At 71.0% G+C, this 12015-nt stretch carries 11 protein-coding genes; 5 read left to right on the plus strand and 6 right to left on the minus strand.

Annotation, left to right across the window (positions count from 1 at the left end):
- Positions 1 to 152: 152 nt before the first annotated feature.
- The 4 genes from Val02_RS35345 to Val02_RS35360 form a co-directional block, all read right to left on the minus strand.
- Entirely contained in the window at positions 153 to 1667 is a 1515-nt protein-coding gene (locus Val02_RS35345; RefSeq protein WP_203903651.1) for a hypothetical protein, read from the minus strand.
- 138 nt (positions 1668 to 1805) lie between these two features.
- A complete protein-coding gene (locus Val02_RS35350; RefSeq protein WP_203903652.1) occupies positions 1806 to 3044 on the minus strand; it encodes a beta propeller repeat protein in 1239 nt (412 codons plus the stop codon).
- Entirely contained in the window at positions 3041 to 3568 is a 528-nt protein-coding gene (locus tag Val02_RS35355) for a SigE family RNA polymerase sigma factor (protein ID WP_203903653.1), read from the minus strand. The genes Val02_RS35350 and Val02_RS35355 overlap by 4 nt, the downstream gene beginning before the upstream one ends.
- Before the next feature lie 435 nt (positions 3569 to 4003).
- On the minus strand, positions 4004 to 5248 hold the full coding sequence (locus tag Val02_RS35360) for an AfsR/SARP family transcriptional regulator (RefSeq protein ID WP_203903654.1): 1245 nt from the start codon (positions 5246 to 5248) through the stop codon (positions 4004 to 4006).
- 38 nt (positions 5249 to 5286) lie between these two features.
- Here Val02_RS35360 and Val02_RS35365 point away from each other — a divergent pair, with 38 nt between their 5' ends.
- Positions 5287 to 6108 (plus strand): hypothetical protein, encoded by an 822-nt coding sequence (locus Val02_RS35365; protein ID WP_203903655.1) that lies wholly within the window; start codon positions 5287 to 5289, stop codon positions 6106 to 6108.
- A gap of 144 nt (positions 6109 to 6252) precedes the next feature.
- Here the strand turns inward: Val02_RS35365 and Val02_RS35370 are convergent, their stop codons facing one another.
- Positions 6253 to 6774 (minus strand): CGNR zinc finger domain-containing protein, encoded by a 522-nt coding sequence (locus Val02_RS35370; protein WP_203903656.1) that lies wholly within the window; start codon positions 6772 to 6774, stop codon positions 6253 to 6255.
- A gap of 83 nt (positions 6775 to 6857) precedes the next feature.
- Here Val02_RS35370 and Val02_RS35375 point away from each other — a divergent pair, with 83 nt between their 5' ends.
- Positions 6858 to 8396 carry an aminotransferase class I/II-fold pyridoxal phosphate-dependent enzyme gene (locus tag Val02_RS35375; protein ID WP_239153581.1) on the plus strand — a complete coding sequence of 513 codons (1539 nt, stop codon included), beginning with the start codon at positions 6858 to 6860 and terminating at the stop codon, positions 8394 to 8396.
- A gap of 5 nt (positions 8397 to 8401) precedes the next feature.
- On the opposite strand, the gene Val02_RS35380 is transcribed toward Val02_RS35375, so the two are convergent.
- Positions 8402 to 9373, minus strand: coding sequence for an aldo/keto reductase (locus Val02_RS35380; protein WP_203903657.1), 972 nt, complete (start codon positions 9371 to 9373; stop codon positions 8402 to 8404).
- Positions 9374 to 9498: 125 nt separating this feature from the next.
- Between Val02_RS35380 and Val02_RS35385 the strand changes: the two genes are divergently transcribed.
- From Val02_RS35385 to Val02_RS35395, 3 genes are all read left to right on the plus strand, one after another.
- Positions 9499 to 10104 (plus strand): TetR/AcrR family transcriptional regulator, encoded by a 606-nt coding sequence (locus tag Val02_RS35385; RefSeq protein ID WP_239153582.1) that lies wholly within the window; start codon positions 9499 to 9501, stop codon positions 10102 to 10104.
- Between the two features lie 144 nt (positions 10105 to 10248).
- Entirely contained in the window at positions 10249 to 11337 is a 1089-nt protein-coding gene (locus tag Val02_RS35390) for a Gfo/Idh/MocA family protein (RefSeq protein ID WP_203903658.1), read from the plus strand.
- A gap of 115 nt (positions 11338 to 11452) precedes the next feature.
- On the plus strand, positions 11453 to 11992 hold the full coding sequence (locus Val02_RS35395) for a P-loop nucleotide/nucleoside kinase family protein (RefSeq protein ID WP_203903659.1): 540 nt from the start codon (positions 11453 to 11455) through the stop codon (positions 11990 to 11992).
- Positions 11993 to 12015 lie beyond the last annotated feature (23 nt).

A 12015-nucleotide genomic window follows, 5' to 3' on the forward strand; every position in this document is an offset into this window, starting at 1 on the left:
CGTACGGAGCGCGCCCACGCCGCCCAGCGAACTCGTGTCGGCAACGCTTCGCGAACTCCCGTTACCACTGCAGCGCAGGGCCGCCGCAGGCGACATACCCTGCTTCGCCGAATACCGACACGCCGTCATCGTCGGGTCAGTCGACTTTGGACTCACCACTCCGGACCTCGATCCACTATGGACTCCATCACGGCACGGGGCAGTGACGGGTTGGCAGCGGCGGCGGATTGGACCGGCGGGGGGTCGTCGAGCAACGAGACGATGACGTCGACCGGCAGGGCCGGATGTCTGGCCGCGACCGGCCGCCCTTGCCAGTCGTCCAGGCAGTGCCGCAGGGCGGTGGCGGTCGCGTTGGGGTGGGCGGCGATCACTCGGTACACCTTTTGGACCTGGGGTCGGTGGGTGGCCAGTGCCTGCAACAGTCTGGGGCCGCAGTTGGGGTTGGTGGCGATCCGCACGGCCACCCGCACCCCGTGCGCGGTGAGCATCGCGCGTAACTGCTGTTCGGACAGCATCGGGTTTGGCGCGAGAGCCTTCGCGACCCTGGCGTCCGGGTCGGCGGCGAGTCGGTCGACGATTGCGCGTGGCAGGTCGCGGCGTTCGGCGACCAGCATGCGCACCGCCGGACCCGTCGAGCGGGTCAACTGATCGATCTCGTCGTCGGTGGCGGCGGCGATCCTCGGCAGCAGCGTGGAACGGATCCTGTATCGGCCGGCGAGCGTTCCCAACACGGGCAGCGGTACCAGGGGATTGAGGATCACCCGCTCCACGGACCAGGTCTGGTCGGTGGCCATCTTGCGGATCATGGTCCCACCGACAGCCGGGTTGACGGCGACCGTGTCGCGGACCGATTGCTGCGCGTCGGTGGCGAGTTGCTTGTACACCGGCCTGGGCTGGTCGGTCCGGGCCGCGAGCGCCGCCCGTACCCGGACGCAGTGATGCGTGGCGAACGTCGCCGCGATCGCGGCAGGCGTAGCCGGGTTGGTGACCAGGGCCTGATGCAGTTCCCGCACGGCACGCCGGTGGGTAGCGGCCGCACAGCGGATGTTCGACGGTGCTGCCCGGGCCCACGTCCACGGCGGCGGGTCTCCGGTGGGGTCACAGCCTTGGCACCAGCGCACGCCGCCGGTGCTGTCGTCATCCGCGAGCGCGGCGAGCACCCCTGGCGGCGTGCGTTCGTTGCCGGCCAGCCTCCACCGGACGGTCAAATGTGGATGCCGGGCAAGCCGTTCGGCGACCGGAGCGGTCAACGCGGGCGAACCGGCGGCCGCCTGGGCGACCGGGGTATCGGCGTCGCCGGCCAGGACGGCGAGTGCACCCTCGGGGAGCTGCCGACATCCGGCGAGCGTGGCTCGGACCTCCGGATCTGGATGCCCGACCAGGCCGACCACAAGGCCCGGCGGCAGCAGACCTTCGTCCACCGCGGCGATGCTGGACCACACGTCCCCGCTTGGAACGTCGGCGGCACCCAGCAGGCCACGCCGCACCAACCGGACGCGCACCTCGCGGTCACCCCGATCGACCAGAGCGCGCACCTGCGTGGCGGACAGATCATCCCGCTCGGCCAACCTGCCCAGGGCCCGGGCCGGCGCGACCGAAATCAACCTGTCGATCAGGTCGGCTGGCAGCGCCGGGTTCCCTGTCAACCCCCACAGCCTGTAGCTCACCGGACCATTGTTGTTGCTAGCGGGTGGCGAGCGCGGCCTCCCAGCCCGACCAGTTGGCGAACACCCACGTTCCCGCGCCGAACCGCCCTACGGCGTCGCCGACGCCCGGGCGAGGACCGGCACGCGTCCGGGCGACGGTCACTCGATCGGAAGGGGCTGCCAGGTGGCGCCGTCGTCGGCGGACTGGAACGCCGCTTCGCGGTTGATCGCCACCAGCATCCCGCCGGGAAGCGTGACCAGCCGTGGCGCCTCCGTCGTCGGCAGTCCGGTGGCGTCGAGGTGCTCGTACCGGGCGTGCCCGGCGTCGCTGCGGTAGAGCCGGAGCACACCGGATGCGTCGACGTGCGTAACGATGTGCCGCCCGTCGCGGGTGACGACCGCGCCACGGGTGGACGGCACGTACGTGCCGCCGCGGGAGAGCAGCCCGGCCGGGTCGGGATGCTGCTGCCAGGAGCGGCCGGCGTCAGTGCTCCGGTACACCCGGATGCCCCCGTCACGACGTACCACGGCGGTGAGCGCGGCGCCGGTGCCGAGGACCAGCGGGACGAAGGTGGTCGTGGAGGCCGGCTCCTCGAAGCGGTGGGTGTTCCACGTCCGGCCGCCGTCGACGGTGACCGAGACCGCGCCCCGTTGCTCCAGGAACCCGGCAGCCACGGCGGTCTTCGCGTCGAGCTGGGCGTACTCGAGCATTCCGGCAACACCGGGCTGGTTGGCCAGCGGCCCGCCCCCCGCACCGCCGGGCTGGAAGCCCATCGCCGTGCAGTACTGCCCCGTCTGGAGCAGGCAGGAGGTCCAACCGCCCTCCGGCCAGGACTGTTGCGGCGCGTCGGCGGAGAGGGTCTTCCAGGTCCGGCCGCCGTCACCGCTCAACCGCGCCGACGGCTTGTACTTGCCGTTCTCCCGCCAATCGCCGGAGACCACCAGCGTCCGCGCGTCGAGGACGGTCAACTTCCCGTCCTTCGGCAGGTCGCGGGAGCGCTCGGTCCAGGTGGCGCCTCCGTCGTCGCTGCCGTACAGCATCGGCGGCGCCGGGTCCTTGCCCCGGGCGGGTGGCGTCATGTCGGACAGGACATACAGGTGGTCGTTGTCGCCGCTGCCGACTGCGGCCGTCGCGCGGGTCGGCCACGTCTTCAGCGGTTTCGGTGCGGCCGCGCTCTCCGCGGGGGCGTCACCACGCGGGGGCCGGCGGTCGATGACCAGTGGCACCGAGACGGCGGCCACGACAACGGCCACGCCGGTCGCGACGGCGGCCAGTTTGCCGACGGTCCGCCGCCGGTGCCGCTGCCGTCCGGCGGCGTAGAGCTGCCGCGCGCTGTGCGGGCTCGGTGGTGCGGGCTCGGTGGCCAGTGTGTTCAGCAGTTCCTGTACGTCGGTCACGCGCTCGCCTCCATCTTCTGTGTCAACTGGTCGCCGAGAACGTCGCGCAGCGCGGCGACCCCGCGGGCGGTCTGGCTCTTGACCGTGCCGGTCGAACAGCCGAGCACGGTCGCCGTCTCCTCGACGTCCAGCCCCTGATAGAACCGGCAGACCAGGGTGGCGCGCTGGCGCGGTGACAACCGTCGCAGCGCGGTCTGGAAGAGCATCCGCAGCCCGGTCTCCTCGGCGGCGTCGTACGGCACTGCGGTATCGGGCGGGTCGGCGTACACCCGTTCCCGCCGCCGCCACACCCGCCTGGTCTCGGCGAGGTATGACCGCAGCAGACAGGTCCGTACGAACCCGTCGAGCGCACCTCGGTCACGCACGGTGTGCCAGGCGCTCGCCAGGCGGATGAACGCCGCCTGGGTCAGGTCGTCGGCCCAGTGCCAGTCGCCGCACAGCAGGTACGCGGTGCGGCGCACACTGTCCTGGCGGGCGGCGAAGTACTCGGCGAACGCCTGTTCTCCGTCATTCTGGCTCGTCATTGCACCCCCTCACTCATTAGGGGCGCGGTACGCGGCGTTCCGGTTGTCGCTCGCGCGAAATTGTTTCGGCGGCTGTGCGGCAGGAGGCGCGCGTCGAACGACGACCGCCCTGATGGCACTGCGCATGATCGCGGCGACCGGCGCCGTGGCCGGCTGGAGTCGAGGGGGGTGAATGGTCGATCGTCGTCGTCGACGAACTACGGCCGTGCGGCGGAGGTGGCGCGTACTGGCTCATCGGGGACCGAGCTACTCACTATTCGCCGGACCGAGCGGCGAATGCAGCCGTGGATTTCTTTGCGCACGTCAAGCCGCGCTGGTCCTATCCACGGGTCTCCCGCTCGGACAGGACGGCGATCCCTGCTAGTCCGGCGAATGTCATCCGCATCTCGATGACACGGGGCGGGGCGCCCCCATTGGCGTGGGGACCGCCCCACCTCACACCCTGCGTCGGAAGTCGGCGGCCTGGTGCCTCGGTGAGAGCGTGATGAGGCCTACGTGAACGGCGCCACCGAAAATGGTGGCGAGCATGGCGATGAAACCGACCGACGACCGCAGTGCGTAGAACGCTTCGTCGTCCTCGACGGGTACCGCGACCAGCCAGACAACGAGCAGTACGGCGTAGACCGCGGCCATGCCGGCGAGCGCGCGGCTTCCCCGGATCGCGGCCAGGACAGCAACGACGCCCCAGGTCAGCAGGCCGATGCTGAAGAGGCAGACGGCGACCGACACGATCCCCAGCACGATCTGCTTCCCTGAGCGTTTCGCGGCCGGCGGATACGGCGGCTGGCGCAGGTCGTACATCGGTGGAGGATTGTGCGCCGGAACCGGCACGACCGGTTCGGCCCGCAGAATCTCCCACTGCACCCGCTGAAGCTCCTCGCCCGGTTCGACACCGTATTCGTCGACCAGGTGGCGGCGGGCGTCCTGGTAGGCGGTAAGCGCCTCGGCCTGACGACCGCTGCGGTGCAGCGCCAGCATGTGGATCGCGCGCAGGCGCTCTCGGGCCGGGTATTGGACGATCAGTTCGGGGAGCCGGCCGGTCAGGTCCTCGTGGTGGCGGAGGTCGAGGGCGGTGGCCGCCCAGAGTTCGGCGGCGTACGCCCGTTGTTCGGCGAGGCGGCGGCGGGCCGACTCGAAGACCGGGCCGACGAGGCCGGCGAGGGGTTCGGAGCGGCTGTCCGCGAGCGCCTTCGACAGCAGCCGCTCGGCCTCCTCGGGGTTTCCGCTCGACCGGGCGTCGACGCCGGCCCGGATCAGCGCGGTCAGCGCCTCGGTGTCGAGGCTGTCGGCGGGCGCGTCGAGCCGGTAACCGCCGTCGCTCAGCGTCACCATTGCCGGGCCGAGGACCCGACGCAGCGCGACGATCTGCTTCTGCACCGCGTTCGCGCCGTTGGCGGGTGGTGCGTCGGCCCATACCGCATCGACGATCCTGGCGACGGAAACCGGTCGCCGGGGTTCGAGCAGCAGGACCGCGAGCACCGCGCGCTGCTTGGGCGGACCGATGTCGAGCGGCTCGCCGTCGCGCCAGACGCGCACCTCGTCCAGCAACCCGAAACGCAACATACGCAGGGACTTCCCAATGACTTCCCGAAGCGCTTCCGTAGGCGCTTCCCCGTCGGTGACGCCATGGCAGCGCCACGGAAGTGTATCGGCAGTCACCGAATTCATGGTTCCGGGCATCGACGGGCCGCCCGGCCCAGGAAGATGAACGGAGAGTGATGAGGATCAAGATGTTCGGTCGGCTGCTGGTAGCCGGCGCGGTGGCAGCGGGAGTGCTGGTACCGGCCCTTCCGGCGCAGGCGGCGTTCGTGACGAAGCAGACCCCCACCCTTACGTGTGACGGCGCCACCCGCACGGTGACGGCGTCGGTTGAGGGAACGTCCAATCACCCGGCGAACACCCAGCTGATAGTGCAGGCCACATTCACGGCGGGCGCGTGGGACCTCGCCGATTCCTCGATCCAGCCCCGCCGCGGCACGATCGGGTACCGCCCGACGGTGACGACGACCGTCACCACCGACGCGACGGGCGGCTTCAGCGGGGTGGTGTTCTCCATCCCGTTCGTCGGCACCAATACGGTCGCCAACTACACGGAGATGTGGCTCATCCGGGTGGCCAACCCGGACAACACGGGGGGATGGGAGACGTACGCGAGCTGCCGGTACGACACGCGTACGGTCGCCCGTTTCGACTGCGAGGGTGACGGCAGCAGCAGCATCTCCGCGTCCGGCTCGGGCCTCAACCCGGCCCTCGACCCGACGGTGGTTGTCACGTACTACAGCGGGACCAGCTACTCCAAGCCATTCGGCGCTCCGGGGTTCACCCGGCACATTCTGAACCCCCCGCTGAACGCGGACGTCGTCCGGCAGGTGACGGTGACGGTCAATCCCGACGGCACCTGGTCCGACCCCGGCCTCCAGTGGGACTCCGGTCCCGGGACCGAGTACGCCTGGGGCCGGTACATGATCTTCGTCGGGCGCAACTACGGAATCATCGGCGGGGCCGAGGACATCTGCGTGAGTGTCGACCGCCGGACCTGATGGCCGTCCACAGGGGGAAAGCGGCCGGCGGGGCCGATCCAGGCCGCGCCGGTCGTACCCGTCATTGCAGGGCCGATCGTTTCCTGGCGCCGTGGATCGGCGCTGCGCACCGTAGCGTGCTGTGCCCGCTGAGTTCGCGGTCGGTCAACGGCGGCGGGCTCGGTAGGCGGCCATCTTCGCCTGGCTGCCGCACTCCTGCATGCCGCACCAGGTGCGGCGGGCGCCGCGGGACCGATCGAGGTAGAGGCGGGTGCAGGAGGGCTTGGCGCATTCCTTGATCGGGGCGTCGGGGTCGGCGAGCAGGGTGAGCAGGGAGCGGGCCACGTCGGAGAACGCCGCGGCGACCGGGCCGCTGCGGCGCAGGCCGTCAGGGGTCAGGACCGGCCGGGTCGGCGGGATCGCGGCGAACTCGTTGGCGAGGGCCAGGGCGTCGGGTGGCAGGACCCGGCGGTCGAGGCGGGCCGTCACAAGGGTGTAGGTGGCCTCGCGCAGCCGTCGTGCCATGAGCAGATCGTCGTCGTCCGCCCGGGGCGGCGCGTCGAGCACCCCGGCGTCGACCAGCCAGCTGTCCAGGTCGCCGGGCTCGCTGAGCAGTTCCTCCGGGGTGTCCCGTCGCCACTTCAGAGTGCCTGCCAGGTCCAGGGCGAGATTGCCGCTCACGAACATGCCTGAACGTTACCTCCTTGACCGGTAACGCGGGGACGCGGCAGACTCCGGTTACCAGTTGAACCGGTAACCGGAGGCCCTTCATGTTGACCAGGGACGACTACCTGTACTTCGCCGACCGGGCGCTGGACGGCATGACCGGGATCGTCGCCGCGCTGGGCGACGAACGGGCCAATCGGAAGCCCGGCGCCAACTCGCCGTACGCCCTGCTCACCCACTGCCTCGGCGTGGTCGAGGCGTGGGCCGGCGGCCTGGTCGCCGGGCGGCCGGTCGACCGGGACCGGGCCGCCGAGTTCACCGCCACCGGCCCGATTGAGCCGCTGCTCGAACGCGCCCGCAAGGTCCGCGCCGCCTTCCACGCGGACGTGCACGCGGCCCGTCCGGAGGCGCCGCTGAACCGTCGGCCGCCGGCCGACTTCGACGGGCCGGACCGCGAGCTCAGCCAGGGCGCCGCGCTGCTGCACGTCTACGAGGAACTGGCCCAGCACCACGGCCAGATGGAGATACTGCGGGACCAGATCCTGGCGAGCGAGACCGGCCCGCCGCAGCGGCTACGCGCCGGCATCGGGGCGAAGTGGCGCGACGTCGAGCCGGATGTGCTGCCGTCCTGGGTCGCCGACATGGACCTCGGTGTCGCCCCGCCGATCCTGGATCGGATACACCGCATCCTCGCCAGGCAGGACCTGGGCTACCCGTTCCGGCCGGACGATCCGGTTGTCGCCGCCTTCGAGGGCCGGATGCGTGACCGGTACGGCTGGGCGCCGCGCGCCGGGCGCACCAAGGTCTTGAGTGACCTGCTCCAGATCCTGCAGATCGTCATCGAACTGACCACCCGGCCAGGTGACGGCGTCGCACTGCACGTGCCGGCCTATCCACCGTTCCTCGCGTCGATCCGCCGCGCCGGCCGGGTGGTCGTGCCGATCCAGGTGCCCGCCGACGTCGGCCGAGCGAAGCTCCTGGTCCTGGTGAACCCGCAGAACCCGACCGGCCGGGTGCTCACCGCGGAGGAGTTGAGCGAGTTCGCGATGGCGGCGGAGGAGCACGACCTGGTGGTGCTGGCCGACGAGATCCATGCCGACCTGACCTACGCGCCGCACCGGCACATACCGTTCGCGTCGCTGCCCGGGATGGCGACCCGGACCGTGACCGCGACCTCGGCCACCAAGACGTTCAACATCGCCGGCCTGCGCTGCGCGATCGCCCACATCGGCCCGGACGCGCTCGTGCAGCGCCTGGACGCCCTGCCGATCGACTACTTCGGCACCCCGGACATCCTCGGCCGGGCGGCGACCGTGGCGGCGTGGACCGAGGCGGGGCAGTGGCACCGCGACCTGATGGTGCGGCTGCGCGCCAACCGGGATCGGGTCGCCGCCTGGGCCGCCGAGCGCGGGCTCGCCCATCGGATTCCGGAGGCTACCTACCTGAGCTGGATCGACTTCGCCGGCACCCGGATCGCCGACGATCCCGCCGGGCACATCCTGCGCGACGGCCGGGTGCGGCTGAGCCCTGGCACCGAGTTCGGCGGCGACTGCGGCACCTTCGCCCGGATCAACTTCGCCACCACGCCGGAGACGCTGGAAGAGATCCTTGCCGGCGTCGAGCGGGCCCTCGAGCGTCGGTAGTCCGCTCAGTGGCCGAGGGCTGCCATGTTGGCCTCGTCGTAGCGGTCGCCGGCGGCCGGTGTCAGGTTGTCCAGTCGGGCGATCTGGCCGTCGGTGAGGCTGATGCGGTCGGCGGCGGCGTTCTCCTCCAGCCGGTCGATGCGCGTGGTGCCGGGGATGGGGACGAAGTCGTCGCCCTGGGCGAGCAGCCAGGCGAGGGCGACCTGTGCGGGCGTGGCCCCGGCCTCGGCGGCGACGGCGCGGACCTCGTCGACGATGCGCATGTTGCGTTCGAGGTTGCCGCCGGCGAAGCGCGGGTTGGTGCGGCGCCAGTCATCGGCGTCGAGGTCGTCCAGCGTGCGGATGCCGCCGGTGAGGAACCCGCGGCCCAGCGGGGAGTACGGGACGAGGCCCACGCCCAGCTCGCGCAGGACCGGCAGCACCTCGGCCTCGGGGTCGCGGACCCACAGCGAGTACTCGGACTGCACCGCGGCGATCGGATGAACGGCGTGCGCCCGCCGGATCGTCGCCGGTCCCGCCTCCGACAGCCCGATGTGACGGATCTTGCCCTCGGTCACCAGCTCCGCCAGCGCCCCGACGGTCTCCTCGATCGGCGTGTCCGGGTCGCCCCGATGCTGGTAATAGAGGTCCAGGTGGTCGGTGCCGAGGCGGCGCAGCGATCCCTCCACGGCGAGCCGGACGTTGGCCGGGGTGCTGTCGTTGCCGTGGCGGCCGGTGTGTGAGATGTGACCGAACTTGGTCGAGAGCACGACCTCGTCCCGGCGTCCTTTGATGGCGCGGCCCACCAGCTCCTCGTTGACGTAGGGGCCGTACGCCTCGGCGGTGTCGATGTGCGTGACGCCGACGTCCAGGGCCCGCCGGATGGTGCGGATCGACTGGTCGTCGCGCTGGCCGGCGCCGGTGTAGAAGGCCGACATGCCCATGGCGCCCAGGCCGATGCGGGACGTCTTCAGCCCGCCGAGGGAGGTGCTTCTCATCGTGGTGATCCTCTTCCAGTGGTAGACGCGACCGCTTTAAGTTCCGGTCGGTACAGAACGCTAGCACATCTGGACCGATTGGAAGTAAAGTCGTCTGTGCGGAATGAACCGAGGAGGATGCCGTCATGAGTGGATCCCAGAACACGGTGCTCGGCCGCCCCCGGGAGTTCGACGTCGACGAGGCGCTGGAGCGCGCCATGCAGGTGTTCTGGGCGCGGGGGTACGACGGCACCAGCCTCACGGACCTGACCGGTGCGATGGGGATCACCAAGTCGAGCATGTACGCCGCCTTCGGCAACAAGGAGCAGCTCTTCCGCAAGGCCGTGCAGCGCTACGCCGAGGGGCCGGCCTCCTACGCGACGCGTGCGCTGCGGGAGCCCACCGCGCGCGCGGTGGCCGAGGCGTTCCTGCGGGGAGCCGTCCGGACCACGACGTTGCCCGGCTGCCCCGCGGGATGCCTGTCAGTCCAGGGCGCGCTGGCGCTGAGTGAGCAGAGCAAGCCGGCGCACGATGTGCTGGTCGGCTGGCGCATCGATGCGGGCGACCAGCTCGAGGCGCGGTTCCGGCGTGCCGTCGAGGAGGGCGACCTGCCGCGTGACGCCGACCCGGGACGCCTCGCCCGATACGTCATGACGACGGGATTCGGCATCGCCGTTCAGGCCGCGAACGGCCTCGGACCCGACACGCTCGACGAGATCGTCGACACGGCATTGCTCGCCTGGCCGACGTGACCGCCCCGCGACTCGCTTGACGGCCGCGCTCGGGAGCGTTCATCGAGCGGCGGCGCACGGCACAGGCACGTGAAAGGCGAAAGGCACGTGATGGGAGAACCCGGGAGTTCGACCGAGCGATCGCGTGGGGGACGGCCGCTCGGCGTGGGGATCGTGGGGCTGAGCGCGTCGGGCGGATGGGCGGCCGGGGCGCACCTGCCCGCGTTGGCGGCGGTCGACGGCATGGCGCTCACCGCCCTGGCGACGAGTTCCCGCGCGTCGGCCGCCGCTGCCGGCGCCGCGTTCGGGGTGCCCGGCTACGCCTCGGTCGAACAGCTGGCGGCGGACGAGAACGTCGACCTTGTGGTCGTCGCGGTCAAGGTGCCCCGGCACCGCGAGCTGGTGTTGCCCGCGCTGCGGGCGGGAGTGCCGGTGCTCAGCGAATGGCCCTTCGCCGTCGACCTGGCCGAGGCCGTGGAGATGGCAAGCGCCGCCCGCGACACGCGCAACTTCATCGGGCTTCATGGGCGTTCCTCGCCCACCATCCGCTGGCTGGCCCGCCTCGTCGCCGACGGGTATGTCGGCGACGTGCTGTCCGCGACGGTGGTGGCGTCATCGACCGAGTGGGGCAACGCGGTCTCCGAGCGGATGCGATACACCCTCGATCGCACGCTCGGCGCCACCATGCTCACCATCGCTTTCGGAAACGCCATCGACGTGGTGTCGATGATCGTCGGTGAACTGCAGGACGTGGTCGCCTCGACCGCGACCCGGCACCCGATGGTCCCGCTCGGTCGCACCGGACGGACGGTCCCGATGACCGCGGAGGACCAGATCGCCGTCTCCGGCGCGCTGCCCGACGGAGCGATCCTCTCCGTCCATCACCGTGGAGCCACGGTGTCCGGACCCGGGTTCTCCCTCCTCATCGACGGATCCGAGGGAACTGTCGAAGTCACGTCCGCGAACGGGTATCCGCACCTCGGGCCCGTGACGGTGCGCGGCGCACGGGGTCGCGCCCCACTGTCCCGGCTGACCCTGCCCGATGGGCACGACGACTACCCGCACCTGACGGGAACACCGATTCACAATCTGGCGCACACGTATGCGGCGATCCGGAACGATCTCATCGACGCCACCGCGACGGCCCCTGACTTCGCCCACGCCGTCAAGCGCCATCGGCTCCTGGACGCGATAGTCCGATCGGCCGCCGAGGGACGACGCGTGCCGCTCCCGGAAGACGGGCCGTTCGGCTAGCAGTAGATCTCGGCCAGTCAAGGAAAGTCGTCGTCGGATGCCCTCACCCTTCCCAGAACTCGTCCCGGTCCATGATTGCCATACGCGCATCCTGCCAAGCGATCGGAAGCGAGTGATGATGAGGCGGCCGACGCTGTTCCTGACGGTGGGGCTCCCGTGCAGCGGGAAGACCACCGCCGCGCGGCGCATCGAGATCGAGCACGACGCCCTGCGCCTCACGAAGGACGAATGGGTGAAGGCCCTCTACGGGAACGAGAATCCGTCGCCGGCCGGGGACGTCATCGAGGGGCGGCTCATCCGGCTCGGGCTGCGGGTGCTCGCCCTTGGCACCAACGTGGTGATCGACTACGGGCTCTGGAGCCGGGACGAGCGTTCCGCGCTGCGCCGGGCGGCGGCGGACGTGGGCGCGCGGGCGGAACTGCGCTACTTCGCGGTCACTCCGGCCGAGCAGCGCAGGCGCGCCGATCTGCGTCAGGCCGAAGCGCCGCACACGACCTGGCCCATGTCCGACGCGGAACTCGCCGAATGGGCGCGCCGGATCGAGATTCCCACGCCGGGCGAACTGGACGGCAGCGAACCCGTCGACGACCCGCCCGCCGGCTTCGCGACCTGGGACGCGTGGCGCGAGCACCGCTGGCCGCCGTCGGTTCTCTGAGCGGGCCGGGGCACGGAGCGCCA

This window comes from Virgisporangium aliadipatigenens (assembly GCF_016863615.1).
In the GTDB taxonomy this organism is placed as follows: domain Bacteria; phylum Actinomycetota; class Actinomycetes; order Mycobacteriales; family Micromonosporaceae; genus Virgisporangium; species Virgisporangium aliadipatigenens.